Below are 19,424 nucleotides of genomic sequence, written 5' to 3' on the forward strand. Positions count from 1 at the left end.
CGTGACCGGCTCCCCTCCGCCCGCCGCTCCCGCGTTCATGAGCCGCCTCCGCGCCCGCGGGCTCCGCCGCGCGCCCCGTCCCGCCCAGCCCCCCGGCCCGTGGGTGCTCCTCGCCGCGTGGGGCCCGTGCGGCTACGCGCCGGTGGCGCCCGGCACCTTCGGCACCCTCGGCGCCATCCCGGTCTACCTCGCGCTGTCTCACCTCTCGCCCGCGCTCTACCTCCTGACCGTCGCCGCGCTGACGGCGCTCGGCGCCTACGCCGCCCAGCGCGCCGGCGCGTACTGGGGCGTCGCGGACGCGTCCCCCATCGTCGTCGACGAGGTGGCGGGCTACCTCGTCACCATGGCGCTCGTCCCCTTCTCCTGGCCGGCCGCGCTGCTCGGCTTCCTGCTCTTCCGCGTCTTCGACGTGCTGAAGCCCTGGCCGGCCTCCGCCTTCGACCGGGTGAAGAACGGCTTCGGCGTGGTGATGGACGACGTGGCCGCGGGCGTGTTCGCCTGGGCCGCGCTCCAGCTCGTCGCGGCCGCGCTCCGGCTCCTCGCCGGCTGCGACGGGGCGGGCTGGTGGTGCGCGCCGCTCGGCTCGTGATCCTGGAGGCCGGCATGCCGCTCCACGTCGAGATCCTCTCCACCGGCGACGAGCTCCTCACCGGTCAGGTGGTCGACACCAACTCGACCTGGCTCATGGACCGGCTCTGGGATCTCGGCGTCATGGTCCGCCGCAAGACGCTGGTGGGCGACGATCGCGCCGACCTCGACGCGGCGCTCCGCGAGACGAGCGGGCGCTCCGACCTCGTCGTCGTGAGCGGCGGGATGGGGCCGACCGAGGACGATCTCACGAGCGAGCGCGTCGCCGCGGTCCTGGGCGTGCCGCTCGAGCTGCACGAGCCGTCCCTGCGGGCCCTCGAGGAGCGCTTCCGCAAGTTCGGGCGGGCGATGACGCCCAACAACGAGAAGCAGGCGCGCTTCCCGCGCGGCGCCGAGGTGATCCCGAACCGCTTCGGCTCCGCGCCCGGCTTCGCCGTGCGCATCGGCCGCGCCGAGGTGGTGTGCTTCCCCGGCGTGCCGGTGGAGTACCGGGGGCTCGCCGACGAGTGGCTCCTGCCCCGCGTGGCGGCGCGCCTCGGCGAGGTGCCCGCGAGCCGCTTGCTGAAGCTCTTCGCCGTCCCGGAATCGCACGCGGACCACGCGATGCGGCCGGTCATGGACGATCCGGCCAACGAGGGCGTCCGCTTCGGCTTCCGGGCGCACTGGCCGGAGGTTCACGTGAAGTGGACGGTGCCCGGCCCGGGCGCCGACGCGCGCGCCGCGCGGATCGCCGCCGCGGTCCGCGGCATCTTCGGCGACGCCGTCTTCGGCGAGGCGAAGGAGGAGCTGCCCGCGCTCGTCGTCGCGCGGCTCGCCGCCCGCGGCGAGCGGGTCGCCCTGGCGGAGAGCTGCACCGGAGGCCTCCTCGCCGAGCTCGTGACCGGCGTGCCCGGCGCGTCGGCGGTGATCGACCTCGGGGTGGTCGCCTACGCCAACGCGATGAAGGAGGCGGTGCTGGGCGTGCCCGCGCCCCTGCTCGCCGCCCACGGCGCCGTCTCCGAGCCGGTGGCCCGCGCCCTCGCCGAGGGCGCGCGGCGCGCCGGGCGGGCGACCTGGGGGCTCGGCATCACCGGCATCGCCGGGCCGACCGGGGGGACGCCCGAGAAGCCGGTGGGCACCGTGCACGTCGCGCTCGCCGGCCCCGGCGGGACGACCGCCGTCGAGCGGCTCTATCGCGGCGACCGCGAGCGGATCCGCAAGACCGCCGCGTTCGAGGCGCTGAACCTGTTGCGGCTGGCGCTGCGGTGAGCGGCGGCTCCGCCCCGCGCGCCCGTCCGCCTACCCCGCCTCGTCGCAGAAGAGCGCGACGAAGCGATCCCACGACACGAAACCCGCGGCGCTCTCGACCAGCTCGCCGTATAGGACCGCCGCGCTCCCGAGCAGCGCGTCGAGCGGCTTCGGCCGGTAGCGCCCGGTGAGCCCGCCGTCCTCGAGGACGCGCCGGACCAGCGCCTGCACGTTGACGGCCCGACCCTCCAGCTTTCCCTCGCGATCGAGGAGCCAGCCGATGAGCTGGCCGATCCGCTGCCGCACGGCGACGCGCGGCTCGGCGCCGCCCGCGGCGAGGGCCTCGTTCACCGCGTCCGGAGAGGCGTCCCGGACGACGAGCCACGTGAGCGAGCGCTCCGCTTCGAGCCCCGCCCGCGCCAGGGCCGCGCGGCAGCGCGCCTCGTCCTCGGCCTCACAGCGGATCCGCACCACCGGCTCGGTCTTCCCAGTCACGGGCGGTTCGTTACCACCCGCCCGTCGGCTCCGCAACGAGGGCCGCCGGACCTATGATGCGCCGGTGACGACGCCCGACGACGCCGCGCTCGAGCTCCTGCGATCCCGGAGCGGGCTCTCCATCGACGAGGAGGGCCGCTTCCTGCACCTCGGCGAGCCCATCACCCACGCGCGCACGCTGCAGGTCCTCTGGCGCTCGCTCGCGCGCGCACCCGACGGCAGGTGGCTCGTGCGAGTGGGGCGCGAGTCCGCGTACGTCGAGGTGGGAGAGACCCCGTACACGGTGCGGGGCATCGTCGAGGGTGCGCCCGGGGACGCGCCGGAGCTGCTGCTCTCCGACGGCACGCGCGAGCGGCTCGATCCCGCCACCCTCTCGCTCGGCGCGGACGGGGTGTTCCGCTGCCGCGTGAAGGCCGGCGGCGAGCGCGCGCGCTTCACCCGCGCCGGGCAGCTCGCGTTCGGGTTCGCCGTCGACGAGGACCCCCGAGGGACGGGACGCTATGCCATCAGCATCGGTGGTGTCCGCTGGCCCATCCGCGCCGAGCGCGGCTGACCCAGCCCGCCGCGGGCGACCCAGGGCGCGCGGGGGCACGCCGCGGAAGAGCCCTGGCTGGGCTCCTTTCGGTTGCTCGCCCGGAGGACCCCTCCTACGTAGTGTTCATCGAATGAGAGTCCTCGCGCTCCTCGCCCTCACGCTGCCGCTCGCGGCGGGCGCGCAGCTGGGACCAGGGCCGTCCGTCGGCGAGGCGATGCACGCGATGGAGCGGGTGCCGGCGGAGAAGCCACCGTCCCGCGCGGAGCTCGAGCAGACGTACATCCTGCCCGAGCGCCCCGGCCAGAACCAGGTGGCCTGGTTCGACTTCGACTGGCAGTTCATCGACGTCCCGTCGCCCGGGGGCGGACCCGGCGGCATCCGGCTCTACTACTACCGGAACGAGCGCGCCCAGGCGGAGCGGGCCCTGCCGGCGATCCAGAGCGCCTACGCGCGGCTCGTCGATCAGTTCCACTACAACCCGACGAAGCGCATCCCGTACATCCTCTACGCGACGCAGCGCGAGTTCCAGACGCAGAACGTCTTCGCCGTCACCGAGTCGGTCCTGGGCGTCACCTCGCCCGAGGACCTCAAGATGTCGGTCCCCTACTTCGGCGATCACGCGCGCTTCACCGAGGTCTCGACGCACGAGATGGTGCACCAGTTCACCATCCAGAAGCTGCTCGAGGCCGCCGGCGCCGAGGAGATGACCTCGCCCATCGCGTTCCTCCCGCTCTGGTTCATCGAGGGGATCGCCGAGTACTACACGAAGGGCGGGATCGACGTGGAGACGGACCTCTACCTCCGCGACCTCGTCTGGAACCCCGATCCGCGCAGGGGCTACGACGTGCTGCCGTTCGGGGAGGACCGCATCCGCGGGTACATCCCGACGTACAAGCTCGGCCAGGCGCGCATCGCGTTCATCGCCGACCAGTACGGCCGGGAGAAGATCCAGGCCTTCCTCGAGAACGCGTACCTCCTCGGCGACGGCGGGACGGGGTTCGGCGGCGGCGGCTCCTCCGGCGGCACCACGCGGAACTTCGGCGGCCTCGTGCGGCGCGTGCTGAACGAGCCCATCGAGCAGGTGGACGCGCGCTGGCGCGCGTGGCTGAAGCGCCGCTACTACCCGCAGTACCTCGAGGCGAAGCACGATCTCTCCCAGCTCCGCGAGGTCCGCCGGCTTCCCGCGGAGCCCGAGGACTTCGTCTCCTCCGCCGACGGCAACGTGCTGCTGTTCCGCGGCATCGACCGCCGGAAGGGCCGCGCGCGGCTCTACCTCATGGACGTGCGGAACCCGCGGAGCGCCATCGAGATCGTCTCCGACAGCGCCCCCGGCTTCGAGTCGCTCCACCCCATCGAGTACGGCGTCATCGGCCTCGGCCACGGGATCCTCGCCTTCTCGGCGCAGGACGGGATCGGCGACCGGCTGCACGTGCAGCGCTTCCGGCACCGCGTGAAGGAGGGGCGGCCGCCACGCATCGAGCTCGGCCGGCGCAGGAAGCTCGACGTGCGTGCCCCGAGCGGCGCGCCGTTCATCCAGATCGCCGACCCGGCCTTCTCGCCCGACGGCTCGCAGATCGCCTTCGCCGGCGTCTCCACCGACGGCCAGTCGGACGTCTACGTGGTCTCCGTCAAGGGCGGGGAGGCGAAGCGCCTCACGAACGACTTCTACGTCGAGAAGGACGTGGCCTGGGGCGCGGACGGCATCTACTGCTCCTCCGACGCGACCGACCACGGCCGGATGAACCTCTTCCGCCTCGACCCCAGCTCGGGCGCGCGGACGCGTCTCACCACCGGCCCGAGCACCGACCGCGGCCCGTTCCCTCAGGAGGACGGCTCGGTCCTGTTCAGCTCGGACGTCGCCGGCAAGCCCGACCTGTACCGGCTGAAGGACGGCTCGATCCAGCGGATCACCGACTTCACCACGGGGCTCACGAGCCCGGGCCCGTCGCCCAAGGGACGCGGCGTGTTCGCGAGCACCTTCTACGGCGGGTTCTTCAAGCTCGTCGAGGTGCCCAAGGTCGCCTGGCTCGAGCAGCCCGGCGTCGCGGTCGCGCCGCCCGCGGGCGACGTCCTCGCCATCCCGGAGGCCGCCTGGCCCGATGACGTGAAGGACTACGAGTCGCTCTCCATCCGCAACTGGAAGCCCGAGGCGGGGTTCGTCTACGGGGGCGGGGCGGGCAGCTCGGTGGCGGGGCGCGCGGCGGTGCTCTTCTCGGACATGCTGCGCGACAACATCCTCTACGTGGACCTCTCGGTGTACGGGTCGTTCGACTACACCCAGGGGCTCGCGCTGTTCGAGAACCGCGCGCAGCGGCTCGCCTGGATCCTCGGCGGCTTCCACTTCGTGCAGCAGAACCTCGACCGCCTCGACCCGAACCTCGCCTACTACCAGCGTGACTTCGGCGTGGTCGGCGCGCTGCGCTACCCGCTCGACCGCTTCCGGCGCGTCGAGGCGGAGCTCACCCTGGGCGGGGTCCAGCGCTACTGCCTCACCGACTTCACGGGCGCCGTGACGCTGGTCTGCGAGGGGATCCAGATCCAGGGCGGGCCGTACGGTGACACGGCCGGGTGGAAGGACGCGAACGGGGGCGTGAACTTCCAGGTCTCGCCCACCCTGCGCTTCGGCTACGACACGATCCGCTACGACATGGCGACGGGCCCGGTGGCGGGGGGGTCGCTCATGCTCGAGCTCGGCGGCGGGTACCTGCCCAGCCGCAGCGCCGTCCACGGCTTCTTCCGGGCCGACGCCCAGAAGTACTGGCAGCTCCTCGGCCGCTCCAACTTCGGGCTGCGCACCGCGATCGGCACGACCTTCTCGCCGAACGAGGAGAGCCAGGTGTGGGAGAAGAGCTACTGGCTCACCTCCGCGGACAACCTGCGCGGCTTCTACCCGCTCGACATCGACTACCTCATCGGCCAGCACTACTACGTGATGAACGCGGAGCTGCAGTTCCCGCTCGATCCGCTCATCCGCCTGCTCATCTTCGACTACCTCGAGGGCGTCGCCGCGCTCGACTTCGGCGGCGTGTTCAACCGCTTCGAGAGCGCCGCCACGGCGGTCAACCGGACCGATCTCGGCGCCTGGGACTCCCGCACCCTCACCGGCGTGCTCGGCGTGAACGTGCTGTTCGGGCCGCTGCTCCTGCGCGTCCACTTCGGCCACCCGTTCGACATCGGCGGCCTCGAGACCCCCGCGCTGAGGTCGGACACGCGCTGGGTGACGAACGTCACGCTGCGCTACTTCTTCTTCTGACGGAGCGTCGAGGCCCCGGCCGGCTCCTCGCCGGCCGGGGGTCGACGGTTCCTCGCCTAAACGACCGAGCGTGATTCGTAAACAGCCCGGCGAAGCCGCCCGCGGGACGGCGCGAGAGCCCCGAGCCATGCGAGGGGCGAAGCGCGCCCGGGCCCCGCGTAGCAGGGGTGGGGCCCCGACGAGCTTCGCTCGGCGGGGCGGGGGCGCAGCCCCCGTCAGAACATGGCTAAACCATGGCGTGATTCGCGACACCGAAGGGGACCGCGAATCACGAACCATGGTTTAGCGGAGCCCGCGCTCCGGACGCGAGAAGGCGTGGCACCACTTGCAGTCGTAGCCCTTCTCCATGACGTGCCGGTCGTGCACGTTCTGCCAGCCGGAGTAGCTCTTCTCCGAGTGACACTGGGAGCAGACGGTGGACTTCGCCGCCTTGAGCACGTACCCGAGAGACCGAAGGTTCATCTGCGTGGCGCCCGCGCCATGGCACGCGGTGCAGGTCGCGCCGAGCGCCTGCGCCTTGGGCGCCACCTCGTGGTTGAGGAGCTGCATCGTGTCGGTCGTGACCCACGTGACGGGCGCGCTCGGGTCGAGGCCCATGTTCGCGACGCCCTGCGTGGCCGCCGCGAGCGCGTCGCCGGTCGCCCGATAGCTCGCCATGTCGATCGGCGTGAGGATGCCGGCCGCGAGCGGCTGCTCAGCCGTCTTGTACTTGAACGGGAAGAGCTTCGTGCCCGCCGGATCGCCGATGCCGCCCACCGGGCGCGAGGTGGGGTAGCCGCCCGTCGCGGGGTCCCGCGTCGCGGCGTCTCCGAGGAGCATCGTGTCCTGCTGCCCGTTCCAGAACGTGTAGCGCGGGACGAGATCGTTCGCGAGCGTCACGCCCGGATGGAAGATGCCGGCGACGAGCTCGGGCGTGCGCCACGCGCGGTGCGTCTCCGTCGCCTCCGTCGCGAGGGTGTCCGAGGCGTTCCGCGCATACCTCGGGATGTGGCAGGTCTGGCACGCGACGCGGCCCACGTGCTTGTTCACGGCCACCGTGACGGTGTGGCCGGTCGACGTGGCCTTGCTCGCGTGGCAATCGGTGCAGGCGATCTTCGTCGTCGAGTCGCTCGCCCGCAGATCCGCGCCCGCCCCCGCGATCCGGTGGCTCTCCGTCTTGTGGCAGGCGGTGCAGGCGAGGTTCCCGCCCGCCGTCGCCATGTGGACGTCGAAGCTCCGGTCACCGGTCGTCCCGTGGGCGAGGGCGAGGTCGCCCCGCTTGTAGGCGTCGCCGCCGCCCGCCTTGGCGTGGCACTGGAGGCAGGCCGCGCGGGAGGGCGTCCGCTTCACCGTGCGCACCGCCTGGTCCATCGAGATCGACATGGCGGCCGGGTCGGGCACGAGCTCGCCGGTCGCGGCGTCCTTCTTGCGCCGGTACTGATCCTGGTGGCAGAGGAGGCAGTCGATGTTCTGCAGCTGGGCGTCGGACAGGATCGCGGAGGGCTTCGGGCCGCGCCCGACGTGGCAGGCGTTGCACTGCCCCCAGTTCCCCTGCTCGACCGCGATGCAGTAGCTGTTCACGCCGTTCAGCTTCCCCTGCGGCGAGACGCCGTTCACGTTCGCCGGGCTCTGGCCTTTCCACTGATAGTGCTGCGAGCCGAACATCGCCTTCGCCTGCGCGGCGTGGCACGAGACGCACATGCCGGGCCCCGTGTACGTGAGGCAGGTGTGGTCCGCGCACGCGCCGGGAGGACAAGCCAGATCGCTGCCGTCGCAGTCCTGGTCGACGCCGTCCCCGCAGACCTCTGCCGTCGGGGTGCACGTGCCCGGCGGCTCGCAGGCGGCGGCGTTCCCGTCGCAGTCCTCGTCGATCGCGTTTCCACAGACCTCGGCCGCGCCCGGGTTCACGAGAGCATCGCGATCGTCGCAATCCGCTCCGCCGCAGTCGATGCTCGCGTGACCGTCGCCGTCCACGTCGCTCCGCTTCGCGCACCACCCCGGCGTGCGGTCCGCGGCCGCAGCGGACTCTTCAGTCGCGAGCTCGTCCTCCAGGCCTTGGCCGCAGCCGATGCCGCCCACCAACAAGAACATCCCTGCGAGCCAGAACCCCTTTCGCTTCATCGCCAGGCCTCCTCGGCTTCCTTCGGGTTCACGCCACCGGGCATCCGCTGCGCACACCTCGACCGCCGCCGGCGAAGCGCCGGCGTCCGGTGCGGAGAGTGGATCCGCGCAGGAGCGAGCCCGTGAGAGCGTCCGGCCAGGTGCAACTCGCGCGCCCCATGAACACGGGACACGGAGCGGCAAGGTCCTGTTAACACTGGAGTTAACGCGTTAACAGTCGTGTGAACACCGCGCCGGCGTCGCTCAACCGATGCGACTCGAGCGGCGGTGCACGCGGGTCGCGCGAGACCCCGCGGAAATCGGCGCCTGCCCCCGCTCCGGCGGTCCCGGCGCTGCGCTGCGCGCGCAGCGCTTCGATCTCGGAACGCTGCATGCTCGAAGCGCCTCGATCCCTTCCGAGGCGTGCGATGACGTAACCGTTCCGCCGCCGGTGTGGCTGGTACGCACCGACGCGTCCACACTCAGAATTCCGAAGCTGCGGCGATTTTCCGCGGGTCGGCCGGACCCATCACCCCGCAGCCGCGATCACCGGCGCCGGCGCGCTCACGCTCCCGCGCACCCGCGCCGCGAGCCGCTCGTAGGCCTCCGGGTTCGCGCGGAGCCACTCGATTGCCCGCTCGCGCCCCTGCCCGATGCGCTCGCCGTCGAGGGCGAAGTACGCGCCGGACTTCTCGACGGCGCCGCGCTCCACCCCGAGGTCGAGCGCCTCGCCGTGCCGGTCGACGCCCGTGCCGTAGCGGACGTCGAACTCCGCTTCCCGGAACGGCGGCGCCACCTTGTTCTTCACCACCTTCACGCGCGTGCGGCTGCCGACCACCTGGTCCCCGTCCTTCACCTGGCCGATGCGGCGGATGTCGAGCCGGACCGACGCGTAGAACTTGAGGGCGTGACCCCCGGTGGTGGTCTCGGGGTTCCCGAACACCACGCCGATCTTCATCCGGATCTGGTTGATGAACACCACGAGCGACTGGTTTCGCGAGACCACGGCGGTGAGCTTGCGGAGCGCCTGGCTCATGAGCCGCGCCTGCACGCCCATGTGCGCGTCGCCCATCTCGCCCTCGATCTCCGCCTTGGGCACGAGCGCCGCGACCGAGTCCACCACGATGAGGTCGATGGCGCCGGAGCGGACGAGCTGCTCGGCGATCTCCAGGGCCTGCTCGCCCGTGTCGGGCTGCGAGACGAGCAGCTCCGCGAGGCTCACCCCCAGGCGGCGCGCGTAGGTCACGTCGAGCGCGTGCTCGGCGTCGATGAACGCCGCCACGCCGCCCTGCCGCTGCACCTCGGCGATGGCGTGGAGCGCGAGCGTCGTCTTGCCCGAGGACTCCGGCCCGTAGATCTCCACGACGCGCCCGCGCGGGAGGCCCCCGACCCCGAGCGCGAGGTCGAGCCCGAGGGAGCCGGTGGGCACGACCGCCACCGGCGCGGGCTCGGCGCCGTCGCCGAGCCGCATGATGCTCCCCTTCCCGAACTGCTTCTCGATGCCGGCCAGCGCCTGCCCGAGGGCCTTCACCTTGTCGCTCAGCTTCGTCACGTCGTCCTCCTCGCCCCGCCGCTGCGGGGCCGCAGCGCGCCGCCCGCGCGGCGCAGGTCTTCAGAAGATCGGCCGGTCGAGGCCGCGGTACTGCACCGCCTCCGCGACGTGCAGCGCGCGCACCGCGTCCGAGCCCTCGAGGTCCGCGATGGTCCGCGCGACGCGCAGCACCTTGTCGTGCGCCCGCGCGGAGAGCCCCAGCTTCTCGACGGCGCCCTGGAGGATCCGCCGCCCGCCCTCGTCGGGCGTGGCGACCTTGCGCAGCGTGCCGCCCCGCAGCCGGGCGTTCACGCCCGAGCCGCGCCCGCCCGCGCGCGCGCGCTGCACCTCCCGCGCGCGCTCCACGCGCGCCCGCACCTCCGCGCTCGTCGCGGCGGCCGAGGGGGGCTCGCCGAGCAGGGGCGCCGCCAGCGACGGCACGTCCACGTGCAGGTCGATGCGATCGAGCAGCGGCCCGGAGATGCGCCGCCGGTAGGCGAGCAGCTCGTGAGCGGTGCAGCGGCAGCGCCGGCGCCGGTCGCCGTGGTAGCCGCACGGGCAGGGATTCATCGCGGCCACGAGCGTGACCTCGGCGGGGTAGGTGACGCTCCGGCCGGCCCGCGCGATGGTGACCTCGCCGTCCTCCAGCGGCTGCCGCAGCGCCTCCAGCACGTGGCGCCGGAACTCGGGCAGCTCGTCCAGGAACAGCACGCCGTGGTGCGCGAGCGAGACCTCGCCCGGGCGCGGGACGCTGGTCCCGCCGACGAGCCCGGCGTCGGAGATGGAGTGGTGCGGGGCGCGGAAGGGCCGGGTGGTGAGGAGCCCGCGGTGGCGCGTCAGCCCGGCCACGCTGTGCACCACGGTGGCCTCGAGCGCCTCCTCGAACGCGAGGGGCGGGAGCAGCGTCGGCAGCCGGCGCGCGAGCATCGTCTTGCCGCTGCCGGGAGGACCGAAGAAGAGGAGGTTGTGCGCGCCCGCCGCGGCGATCTCCAGCGCCCGCTTCGCGTTCTCCTGGCCGGTGACGTCCGCGAGATCGATGGGCACCCCCTCCGGAGGCGGCGGCGCGATCCCGAGCGGTGGCCGGAGCGAAGCCGCGCCTCGCGCCCACGCGACCACGTCGCCCAGGTGCCGGGCGGAGAGGACCCTCACGCCCTCGACGATCGACGCCTCGAGCGCGTTCGCCTCGGGCACCACGATGGCGCGCGCCGCCGCCCGGCGCGCCTCGATCGCGAGCGGCAGCACGCCGCGCCCCGCCTTGAGCTCGCCGGAGAGCGCGAGCTCGCCGACGAAGTGCACCTGCGCCACCGCCTCGGCGGGGATCTCCTCGGCGGCGGCCAGCACCCCGATCGCCATGGGCAGATCGAAGCCGGTTCCGTCCTTGCGCAGATCGGCCGGCGCGAGGTTCACGGTGATGCGCTTCTGCGGCAGCGTCACCCCCAGGTTCCGCACCGCCGCGGCGACCCGGACCTTCGCCTCCTGCACCGCGCCCGTCGCGAGCCCCACGAGGTGGAAGCCGGGCATCCCGACGGTGGACTCGACCTCCACGTCGACGGGGATCGCCTGCACGCCGAGGACGGCGCCGGAGCGGATGCGGACGAGCACGCACGGACGTTCAGCAGGCCGCGTGCCGCGCGCGCGAACACACGGGGCCACGGAAAGACACGACTTTGGTCCGCCGCCGCGGTCGCGCGGCGAACGGGAGTACGTGGCGCGGACCACTTCGCGAGGCCGCACGGCGGTGTCGCGTCCCCACGCCGCGGAGGCGCGCCACCGCCCGACCGCGCGACCAGCTCACGCCCCCGCCGCGCCCGGAGCCGTCGCGTTCCGCTCGGCCATCGCGCGCCCCACGGCGTGCAGCCGCGCCCGGAGCGCCTGCGGCGCCACCACCTCGACCCCGGCGCCCAGCGCGGTGAGCTGGTGCGCCGCGATCTCCTCGCCCTCGAGTCGCAGCGCGACCGTGCGCCATCCCTCGTCGTCCGGCGCCTCCGCCGCGGCGAGCATGTCGCGGATCGCCTCCGAGGGGACGGCCTTGGGGAGGAGCCGGAACGCCGCGGGCGACAGCCGGATCGTGCACGGGTAGCGCAGCAGCGAGCGGTCGAACTCCGCCGACGCCCGGCCCCACCAGGCGGCGAGCTCGAACCCGGCGGGCCGCTCGAAGCGCGCGTCCAGCAAGACCGCGCCGGAGATGCGGCCGACGCGGTAGGTGCGCAGGTCCACGCGGTGGCGCGCGACGAGGTACCACGTCCCGGCCTTGAGCACGAGGCCGAGCGGATCGACGCGGCGCCGCGCGCCGTCCTCCCCGTAGCGCAGGTCGAGCCGCCGCCCCTCCCAGACCGCCTCCGCCACCGTGGCCAGCGCCTCGATCGGCTCGGTCCGCGTGAACCATCCCGGCGCGTCGAGGTGGAATCGGTCGCGCAGCGCCGCGGCGCGCGCCCGCAGCGCCTCGGGCAGCGTCGCGTCGACCTTGGCGCGCGCGTTCGCCGCCACGGCCGCGAGCCCCAGGTCCGAGAGGGCGCTCGGCGCCCCCGACAGCAGCAGCGCGGTCGTCTCGGCCACGGTCAGCCCGTCGAGGCGCGTGCGCCAGCCGTCCATCAGCCGGATGCCGCCCTGGGGTCCCGGCTCCGTCCAGAGCGGGACGCCGGCGGCCGCGAGGGCCGCGACGTCCCGGTAGAGCGTGCGGACGCAGACCTCCAGCTCCTCGGCGAGCTGCGACGCCGTCGCCCGGCGGCGACGCTGGAGGAGCAGCAGGAGGGCGAGCAGGCGGCTCGACTTCATCGCAGGATCCTCTCTCGGGTCCCTGACAGGAGCTGTCAGGGATGGGGGCGCAGGCTCCCGACCATGACCAGGACCCAGTACTACGTGGCGGCGAGCCTCGACGGCTACATCGCGGACGCGGACGGGCGGCTCGACTGGCTCTTCCAGTTCGACGACGCGGAGGGCGTGAAGGCGCACCACGAGCGGTTCATGTCGGAGGTCGGGGCGCTCGTGATGGGCGCGCGGACCTACGACTTCATCCTCGAGCAGGGTGGCGCGTGGCCGTACGCGGGGCTGCCGGCGTGGGTGTTCACGCACCGCGAGCGGCCGGCGCCGCCTGGCGCCGACGTGCGCTTCACCAGCGAGGACGTCCGCGCCGTCCACGCGTCGATGGTGAAGGCGGCGCGCGGGCGCAACGTGTGGATGATCGGGGGCGGCGAGCTCGCTGCGCAGTTCCTCGCGCACGGGCTGCTCGACGAGCTGCACCTGGGCGTCGCGCCGGTGTTCCTGGGCGCCGGCGCGCCGCTCCTGCCGGCGTCGGTGCGGACGCCGCTCGTGCTCGCGGGCGTGAAGCAGTTCGGGAAGGGGTTCGTCGAGCTGCGGTACGCGTTCCCGAGGGCGGAGGCGCCATGACGGGGGCCAGCGAGCGGGTCCTCGTGCTGGGCGCGACCGGCACGGTCGGCCGGCGCGTCGCGTCGCGGCTCCGCGACCGCGGCGTGGCGGTCGCCGCGGCGTCCCGGGCCGGCGCCGTCCGGTTCGACTGGAGCGACGCGTCCACCTGGGAGGCCGCGACGGCCGGATGCACCCGCGCGTTCGTGATGGCGCCGGACGGGGTCGCCGTCGAGCCCGCGTTCCTGCGGGCCGCGGTCGCGCGCGGCGTCGGCCGCCTCGTGCTGCTCTCGAGCCGGGCGATCGAGGCGATGGCCGACGATCGGCTGCTCGCGGCCGAGGCGGCGGTCCGGAGCGCCGGCGCGGAGTGGACGATCGTGCGCGCGGACTGGTTCGACCAGAACTTCGACGAGGGTGTCCTGCGCGACGCGGTGCTCGCCGGGGAGGTCGCGATCCCGGTCGGCGACGCGCGCCAGGCGTTCGTCGACGCGGAGGACGTCGCCGCCGTCGCGGCGCACGCGCTCGTCGAGGACGGCCACGACGGGCGCACGTACGGGGTGAGCGGCCCCGAGGCGCTCTCGTTCGCCGAGGCGCTCGCGATCGTCTCGCGCGCGTCCGGGCGGACCGTACGGCACCTCGGCACCGCCGATGACTACCTCCGCGTGATGACCGGGCTCGGGCTGCCGCGCGCGCAGGTCCTCCGGGAGGTCGCGGCGTTCGAGGCGCTGCGCGCGCAGGGAGACGCCCGCGTCGACGACACCGTCGAGCGGGTCACGGGGTCGTCGGCGCGACCGTTCCGGCGCTGGGCCGAGGAGGCCGCCGCGGGTGGCGCGTGGCGCGCGGGCCGGTAGGTGCCGCCCGGTCGCTCAGCGCCGCCCCCCTCGGCCCGCGAGGGCCGACGCCCGCGCGAGGACGGCGTCGAGCATCGCCGGCGTCAGCCGTCCGGTCTGGGTGTTCTGGCGTGACGGGTGGTAGCTGCCGAGGAGGAGCGGCGCGCCCTCGAGCCGGAGCTCGGCCCCGTGGCGGAAGCGCGGGCGCGGCCGCGGCACCGCCGCTCCGCCGCGCGCGAGGTGGGCGAGGGCGGCGTCCCAGGCGATCGCGCCCAGCGCCACGATCACCTCCGGCCGCAGCGCCGCGAGCTCGCGATCCAGGAACGGCGCGCAGCGCGCGAGCTCCTCGGGCGCGGGCCGGTTGTCGGGCGGAGCGCAGCGGCAAGCGTTCGTCACGAAGGCGCCCGTCAGGACGAGGCCGTCGTCCACGCCGCGCGCGAGCGGCTGGGAGGCGAGCCCGGCGCGGTGCAGCGCCGCGTAGAGGAAGTCGCCCGAGCCATCGCCGGTGAACATGCGCCCGGTGCGGTTCGCGCCGTGCGCTCCGGGCGCGAGCCCGAGGAGCACGATCCGCGCGGCCGGATCGCCGAAGCCGGGCACCCCGCGTCCCCAGTACTCCTCGTCCCGGTAGGCGCGGCGCTTCTCGCGGGCGACCCGCTCGCGCCAGGCGACGAGCCGCGGGCAGGCGCGGCAGGCGCCGATCTCGGCAGCGAGGGTGACGAGCGCGCGCGGCGGCGTACCGGGTGGGCTCACCAGTATCCGTCCTGGCGCTGGAGCTCGCGGCGCGCCCGAGAAAGCAGCGCGCCCGCGCCCCTCGGAGCGAGGGGACGCGGGCGCGCGAGGACCGGCGACTCCGCCGCGAGGTGGCGGCGCCTCTACTTCTTCATCCGGCGCTTGGCGTCGTCGAGCTGGCTCTTCGCGACCGTGTCGGTCACCCCCGGGAGCGCGATCGCCGCGGCGTAGGCCTCCTTGGCCTTCGCCTTCTGCTTCGCGTCCTCGTAGAGGCGGCCGGCCCGGTACAGCGCGCGGGCGGCGACGTTCGGGTCGGCGCTCGCGCACTTCTCGTCCTTGCCGAAGGTGACGTACCGCTCCGCGGCCGGCGCCGCCTTCTTCGCGAGGTCGAGCTCGGAGGCGACGTTCTGGAGGGCCACGCACCGGTTCGGCGAGTCCGGGTACCTCGCGATGAAGTCGTCGTACAGCTTGGCCGCCCCCGAGTGGTCGTTCTTCTTCGACTTGTTGACGGCGAGGAGCAGCATGTTGTTCCCCGCGACCTTGCTGTCCGCGTGCTCCTTCAGGATCCGCTCGCGGATCTCGGCGGCGCGATCCGCCTTGCCGGCCTTGTCCCAGGCCACCGCGGCGTTGTGGAGCGCGTTCGCCGCGTCGCCGCCGCGCGGATCGGCCGCGAGCTTCTCGAAGGCCTGGGCGGCCTCGGCGGGCTTGCCCTCGTCGAGCAGCTTCTGGGCGGCCGCGAAGTGGGTACCCGCCTCGGCGCGGGAGAGCGCCTCGAGGACCTTGTCGTAGCTCTCCTTCTGCTTCGGGTCCGTCGCCTTCTGCGCCTGGGCCTGCACCTGCTCGCGGATGCGGGCGACCTCGGCCTGGTAGCCCTGGTCGTCGTTCGCGAACAGGAAGGTCTGGAGGTAGAGCGGCACCGCGCTCTCCAGCACCTCCCCCTCTTCCGGCCAGCGGCTCAGGATGTCCGCGAAGCGGCGGCGGGCGTCCTCCATGTTGTCGAACGCGTACTCGACCTCGGCGGCGATGAGCGCGAGCTGCGCGGGCGGCAGGCCGCCGCGGCGCTCGGCGGCCGGCTTCTTCGTCTCCGGGTCCGCCTCGAGGTTCTGGAGGTACACGTCCGCGGAGTCGACGAAGCGCTTCCACTCTCCCGGCGGGACGCGCGGCTGCAGGGGCTGCCCTCGGCGCTGGTCGGCGTTCGCGAGCCGGATCGGCTCGAGCTGGCTCGCCTTCACCTTCTGGTTCGCGACGTTGAGCCACGCGCCGGCGGCGAGCCGCGAGCCGACGGCCTTCGACGAGGCGTCCGACTGGGGATCGGCCACCACCTTCTGGGCCTGCTCCGCGGCGCGCTCGAACTGCTGCGCCTGCATGTAGAGCTCGGCGGCGCGGAAGCGGATCGGGAGGCGCCACTCGGACGACTGGAACTGATCGGCGAAGTCGGCGTAGCCCTGGGCGGCAGTGGCCCACTCGGCGCGCGCCTGGTCGATGTTGCCGGACTGCTGCGCCACGAGGCCGCGATCGTAGTGCGTCCCCGCGTCCTTGATCTTCCCGCGCTCGGCGTCCTCGAGCTGGCTGGGGGCGGGGAGCTTGTAGGTCGCCTGGTAGAACCGCTCGCTGGGCCCCTTCCCGCCGCCGCCCGTTGCACAGGCCGCGGTGAGGGCGAGCAGGACGACCGAGATCCGAGTCTTCGATGTCATGTCGTGCACCTCTCCGTCTTCCGTTTGTCCGATGCCGCTCCGGGCTCGCCCGTCGCACGCGCCCTCCCGCGGGCGACGCACGGGCTGCAGGGCGGGCGCTCCGGACGCCCGCCGGCGCGCGCACGCCTGCCGTGCGGAGGCGGCGTAACATACCGCGCTCCGGGCGCGCCGGCCCGTTCGTTTTCCGCGTCCAGGCCCTTGCGGCACCTACCATCGCGACGACGTCCGGCGGGACGGCCCCCCCGGCCGGTACGCCCCCGCGCAGGACCCAGCGTGAGCCTGCCGGAGTGCACCGTGCGTCACGGGCGAGCGGCCGGCGCGCCGGCGGCAGCGCCCTCGGCGGCTGCCTCGGAGACGACCTCCACCTCGAAGCGGACCGCGGCGCGCACCTCCTCCACCTCCGGCCCAGCGCGCTCGTGCGTGACGAGCGTGAGGCGGGTCGTCGCCCCGGGCTCCGCCTCGAAGGCGTGGGAGGAGCGGACCTCGAGCCTCCGTGGCGGCGCGTCCGCGCCCTCCCGGACGCGGTACACCAGCTCCGCCGAGGCGCGGTGCGGTCCGGCGTCCAGGCGGCGCTCGAGCACGACCTCCGCGCTCCCGCGCGCAGCCCTCGCCGTCGGCGGGGGGCCCTCACGCCCGACGCCGTCGATGGTGAAGCTGGCCGACTCGAGCTCGTAGGGGACTCCGAGCTCGTCGCGGTGGAGGAGCACGGCGCGCGTGCCCTCGGCGAGCTCGGCGCCCAGCTTCTCGTGGAGATCGCGGAGGCGTGCGTTCGCCGGGGCGAGCTTGCCCCGGAGCCGCGACACGCGCTCCTCGAGCGAACGGATGGGGGTCGCCGGCGCGGGCTGCGACCCCGCGAGCGCGGGGAGCGCGGCGGCGCCGAGGGCGATGAGGCAGCGGACTCGCACGACGCTCCCCTCCCCCGGCCGCGCCCTGCGCCTACCCCCCCTTCTTCAGCTCCGTCAGGACGAGCTTCGCCACCGCCTTCAGGGTGTCGAACACGCCCACGCCGGTGGGGGCGACGGCCTGGTACTCGGGGACGCCGCGCGGGTTGATGAGGCGGCGGAGCTCCTCCACCGTCGCCACGTTCGGCAGGTCGCGCTTGTTGTACTGGACCACGTACGGGATCTTGTCGAGGTCGTAGCCCTGCTCGCCGAGGTTCACGCGCAGGTTCTCGACGGACTCGAGGTTCGCCTCCATGCGCTCGATCTGCGAGTCCGCGACGAAGACCACGCCGTCCACGCCCTTCAGGATGAGCTTGCGGGAGGCGTCGTAGAAGACCTGGCCCGGCACCGTGTAGAGGTGGAAGCGGGTCTTGAAGCCGCGGATCTCGCCGAGCGACAGCGGCAGGAAGTCGAAGAAGAGCGTGCGCTCCGTCTCCGTCGCGAGGGAGATCATCTTGCCCTTCGCGTCGGGGTTCGTCTTCGCGTAGACGTACTGGAGGTTCGTCGTCTTCCCGCACAGGCCCGGGCCGTAATAGACGATCTTGCAGTTGATCTCGCGCGAGCTGTAGTTGATGAAGCTCATGATCACTCGCTGAAGAGGTTGTCGATGTCGTCGTCGGTGATCTCGGCGAACGGGCTCGCGGCGCCCGGCGCGGTCTGCCGCTTCGCGAGGCCGTCGAAGACCTTCGCGAGCTCCTCGCCCGCCTTCTTCACCCGCAGCCGCACCAGGCCGAGGGAGCTCTTCGCGTCGAAGATGACGACCAGGACCACCCGCCCCCCCACGATGCTCATGTGGAGCGACTCGCGCTCCCCCTCGTGGAACTGGTTCGGGAACTCCTTCTCGCCGATGAGCTTCGCGAGGCCGCCCATCGCCGCGACGTTGCCGGCCGTGAGCGAGGCGAGCGAGGTCGTGTCGAGGTTCTGAGCGTGGCCGCTGGAGGAGATGAGCTGGCCGTTCTTGTCGACGAGGAAGACGACCTTCGCGTTCGCGTCGCGGGTGAGCCGATCGCAGATCCCGGCGATGAGCCGGAACTCCTCCTCGTACATCACCAAGCCGGAATTCATGCGCGCGGGGCTCCGCAAGGGTCCGAGTCCATGGCGGAATACCAGGGAAACCCGCCCCTTTCAATCCGGCGGCCACGCGCCGCGGGCGGTGTAGCCGACTGTCGCACGGTTCGACAGGCCCACCCCGAGCGGCCCCGACGAGCCCGCGAGCCGAGCGACGCCGCTCAGAGCTCTCGGCGTCCTGCCAGTGCGCGCGCCAGCGTGACCTGATCAGCGTATTCGAGATCACCGCCCATGGGAATTCCCTGGGCGATGCGCGTGACCTTCACGCCGAGCGGCTTCAGCAGCTTGGTGAGGTAGAGCGCGGTCGCCTCGCCCTCGACGTCCGGGTTCGTGGCGACGACGATCTCCTCGGCGGGCTCGCGCTCCAGGCGCAGGAGCAGCTCGCGGATCTTGAGCTCGGACGGTCCGATGCCGTCGAGCGGCGAGAGCGCGCCGTGGAGCACGTGGTACCGGCCGCGGAACTCGTGGGTGCGCTCGACGGCGAGGAGATCCGGGACCCCCTCGACGACGCAGATGATCCGCGAGTCGCGGCGCGGGTCCGCACACACGGCGCACGGGTCCTTGTCGGTGAGGGTCTGGCACTCCGAGCAGAGGCGCACGTCGCGGACCACGCCGGCGATCGCGCCCGCGAGCTCGCCCGCGTAGCCGGGGCCCGCCTTGAGGATGTGGAACGCGAGCCGCTGGGCGGTCTTCTCGCCGATGCCGGGCAGCTTCGCGAGCTCCTTCACGAGCCGAGCGATGGGATCCGCGACCGCCATGGGCTAGCCGGCGACCCCCGGGATCTTGATGCCGCCGGTCGCCCTCGCCATGTGCTCGTCGGCCGCGGCGCGCGCCTTCTCGACCGCCGCGTTGACGGCGGCGGTGACGAGGTCCTCGAGCATGGCCTTGTCCGCCGGGTCCACGGCCTTGGGATCCACGAGGAGGCGGGTCACCTCGCACTTCCCGTTCATGGTGACCTTCACCAGCCCGCCGCCGCTCTCGGCCTCGACCGAGAGCTCGGCGAGCTGCTCCTTCGCGTCGGCCATCGCCTTCTCGAGCTTCTTGGCCTGACGCATGAGGTACTGGATGTCCATCGTCTCTCCCGGAGCAGG

The 19,424-nt window shown here is 73.4% G+C and carries 18 protein-coding genes; 6 read left to right on the forward strand and 12 right to left on the reverse strand.

All coding sequences use genetic code 11. From position 1 onward, the window contains the following. Position 1: 1 nt before the first annotated feature. Complete coding sequence (locus ANAE109_RS19210) at positions 2-589, forward strand: phosphatidylglycerophosphatase A (protein ID WP_234945185.1); 588 nt, start codon at positions 2-4, stop codon at positions 587-589. 14 nt (positions 590-603) lie between these two features. Beyond that, positions 604-1,836, forward strand: a complete 1,233-nt coding sequence (locus tag ANAE109_RS19215; protein WP_012098552.1) for a competence/damage-inducible protein A — start codon at positions 604-606, stop codon at positions 1,834-1,836. A gap of 30 nt (positions 1,837-1,866) precedes the next feature. On the opposite strand, the gene ANAE109_RS19220 is transcribed toward ANAE109_RS19215, so the two are convergent. Continuing rightward, on the reverse strand, positions 1,867-2,310 hold the full coding sequence (locus ANAE109_RS19220) for a hypothetical protein (RefSeq protein ID WP_041448519.1): 444 nt from the start codon (positions 2,308-2,310) through the stop codon (positions 1,867-1,869). 64 nt (positions 2,311-2,374) lie between these two features. Here ANAE109_RS19220 and ANAE109_RS19225 point away from each other — a divergent pair, with 64 nt between their 5' ends. Both ANAE109_RS19225 and ANAE109_RS19230 read left to right on the forward strand, forming a co-directional pair. Next, positions 2,375-2,863 carry a hypothetical protein gene (locus tag ANAE109_RS19225; RefSeq protein WP_012098554.1) on the forward strand — a complete coding sequence of 163 codons (489 nt, stop codon included), beginning with the start codon at positions 2,375-2,377 and terminating at the stop codon, positions 2,861-2,863. A gap of 112 nt (positions 2,864-2,975) precedes the next feature. Beyond that, a complete protein-coding gene (locus ANAE109_RS19230) occupies positions 2,976-6,098 on the forward strand; it encodes a PD40 domain-containing protein (RefSeq protein ID WP_041448520.1) in 3,123 nt (1,040 codons plus the stop codon). A gap of 282 nt (positions 6,099-6,380) precedes the next feature. Here the strand turns inward: ANAE109_RS19230 and ANAE109_RS19235 are convergent, their stop codons facing one another. The 4 genes from ANAE109_RS19235 to ANAE109_RS19250 form a co-directional block, all read right to left on the reverse strand. Beyond that, entirely contained in the window at positions 6,381-8,198 is a 1,818-nt protein-coding gene (locus ANAE109_RS19235; RefSeq protein WP_012098556.1) for a MopE-related protein, read from the reverse strand. A 508-nt stretch (positions 8,199-8,706) separates the two neighbouring features. Further along, positions 8,707-9,729, reverse strand: a complete 1,023-nt coding sequence (gene recA, locus ANAE109_RS19240; RefSeq protein WP_012098557.1) for a recombinase RecA — start codon at positions 9,727-9,729, stop codon at positions 8,707-8,709. A 60-nt stretch (positions 9,730-9,789) separates the two neighbouring features. Beyond that, positions 9,790-11,310, reverse strand: a complete 1,521-nt coding sequence (locus tag ANAE109_RS19245; RefSeq protein WP_012098558.1) for a YifB family Mg chelatase-like AAA ATPase — start codon at positions 11,308-11,310, stop codon at positions 9,790-9,792. Positions 11,311-11,499: 189 nt separating this feature from the next. Further along, on the reverse strand, positions 11,500-12,483 hold the full coding sequence (locus tag ANAE109_RS19250; protein WP_012098559.1) for a YafY family protein: 984 nt from the start codon (positions 12,481-12,483) through the stop codon (positions 11,500-11,502). 63 nt (positions 12,484-12,546) lie between these two features. Between ANAE109_RS19250 and ANAE109_RS19255 the strand changes: the two genes are divergently transcribed. Both ANAE109_RS19255 and ANAE109_RS19260 read left to right on the forward strand, forming a co-directional pair. Continuing rightward, complete coding sequence (locus tag ANAE109_RS19255; protein ID WP_012098560.1) at positions 12,547-13,095, forward strand: dihydrofolate reductase family protein; 549 nt, start codon at positions 12,547-12,549, stop codon at positions 13,093-13,095. Then, positions 13,092-13,922: an NAD(P)H-binding protein gene (locus ANAE109_RS19260; protein WP_012098561.1), complete on the forward strand. Its 831-nt coding sequence runs from the start codon at positions 13,092-13,094 to the stop codon at positions 13,920-13,922. The genes ANAE109_RS19255 and ANAE109_RS19260 overlap by 4 nt, the downstream gene beginning before the upstream one ends. A gap of 15 nt (positions 13,923-13,937) precedes the next feature. Here ANAE109_RS19260 and ANAE109_RS19265 read toward each other — a convergent pair whose 3' ends face one another. The 7 genes from ANAE109_RS19265 to ANAE109_RS19295 form a co-directional block, all read right to left on the reverse strand. After that, complete coding sequence (locus ANAE109_RS19265) at positions 13,938-14,651, reverse strand: uracil-DNA glycosylase (protein ID WP_049768643.1); 714 nt, start codon at positions 14,649-14,651, stop codon at positions 13,938-13,940. 122 nt (positions 14,652-14,773) lie between these two features. After that, the gene (locus ANAE109_RS19270; RefSeq protein WP_012098563.1) at positions 14,774-16,324 is read right to left on the reverse strand and encodes a tetratricopeptide repeat protein; all 1,551 of its coding nucleotides are present in this window, start codon (positions 16,322-16,324) and stop codon (positions 14,774-14,776) included. Positions 16,325-16,623: 299 nt separating this feature from the next. Next, positions 16,624-17,229 carry a hypothetical protein gene (locus ANAE109_RS19275; RefSeq protein WP_012098564.1) on the reverse strand — a complete coding sequence of 202 codons (606 nt, stop codon included), beginning with the start codon at positions 17,227-17,229 and terminating at the stop codon, positions 16,624-16,626. Between the two features lie 31 nt (positions 17,230-17,260). After that, positions 17,261-17,848, reverse strand: coding sequence for an ATP/GTP-binding protein (locus ANAE109_RS19280; protein ID WP_012098565.1), 588 nt, complete (start codon positions 17,846-17,848; stop codon positions 17,261-17,263). Positions 17,849-17,850: 2 nt separating this feature from the next. Next, the gene (locus ANAE109_RS19285) at positions 17,851-18,330 is read right to left on the reverse strand and encodes a roadblock/LC7 domain-containing protein (protein ID WP_012098566.1); all 480 of its coding nucleotides are present in this window, start codon (positions 18,328-18,330) and stop codon (positions 17,851-17,853) included. Positions 18,331-18,494: 164 nt separating this feature from the next. Further along, positions 18,495-19,091 carry a recombination mediator RecR gene (gene recR / locus ANAE109_RS19290; RefSeq protein WP_012098567.1) on the reverse strand — a complete coding sequence of 199 codons (597 nt, stop codon included), beginning with the start codon at positions 19,089-19,091 and terminating at the stop codon, positions 18,495-18,497. 3 nt (positions 19,092-19,094) lie between these two features. Then, positions 19,095-19,406, reverse strand: a complete 312-nt coding sequence (locus tag ANAE109_RS19295) for a YbaB/EbfC family nucleoid-associated protein (protein ID WP_012098568.1) — start codon at positions 19,404-19,406, stop codon at positions 19,095-19,097. Positions 19,407-19,424: the final 18 nt, after the last annotated feature.

This window comes from Anaeromyxobacter sp. Fw109-5 (assembly GCF_000017505.1).
Taxonomy (GTDB): Bacteria; Myxococcota; Myxococcia; order Myxococcales; family Anaeromyxobacteraceae; genus Anaeromyxobacter.

Coding starts and splice junctions, on each gene's coding strand:
- ANAE109_RS19280 (WP_012098565.1), bottom strand. CDS start 17,848: ATGAGCTTCATCAACTACAGCTCGCGCGAGATCAACTGCAAGATCGTC.
- ANAE109_RS19250 (WP_012098559.1), bottom strand. CDS start 12,483: ATGAAGTCGAGCCGCCTGCTCGCCCTCCTGCTGCTCCTCCAGCGTCGC.
- ANAE109_RS19270 (WP_012098563.1), bottom strand. CDS start 16,324: ATGACATCGAAGACTCGGATCTCGGTCGTCCTGCTCGCCCTCACCGCG.
- ANAE109_RS19255 (WP_012098560.1), top strand. CDS start 12,547: ATGACCAGGACCCAGTACTACGTGGCGGCGAGCCTCGACGGCTACATC.
- ANAE109_RS19260 (WP_012098561.1), top strand. CDS start 13,092: ATGACGGGGGCCAGCGAGCGGGTCCTCGTGCTGGGCGCGACCGGCACG.
- ANAE109_RS19295 (WP_012098568.1), bottom strand. CDS start 19,406: ATGGACATCCAGTACCTCATGCGTCAGGCCAAGAAGCTCGAGAAGGCG.
- ANAE109_RS19285 (WP_012098566.1), bottom strand. CDS start 18,330: ATGAATTCCGGCTTGGTGATGTACGAGGAGGAGTTCCGGCTCATCGCC.
- ANAE109_RS19215 (WP_012098552.1), top strand. CDS start 604: ATGCCGCTCCACGTCGAGATCCTCTCCACCGGCGACGAGCTCCTCACC.
- ANAE109_RS19230 (WP_041448520.1), top strand. CDS start 2,976: ATGAGAGTCCTCGCGCTCCTCGCCCTCACGCTGCCGCTCGCGGCGGGC.
- recR (WP_012098567.1), bottom strand. CDS start 19,091: ATGGCGGTCGCGGATCCCATCGCTCGGCTCGTGAAGGAGCTCGCGAAG.
- ANAE109_RS19235 (WP_012098556.1), bottom strand. CDS start 8,198: ATGAAGCGAAAGGGGTTCTGGCTCGCAGGGATGTTCTTGTTGGTGGGC.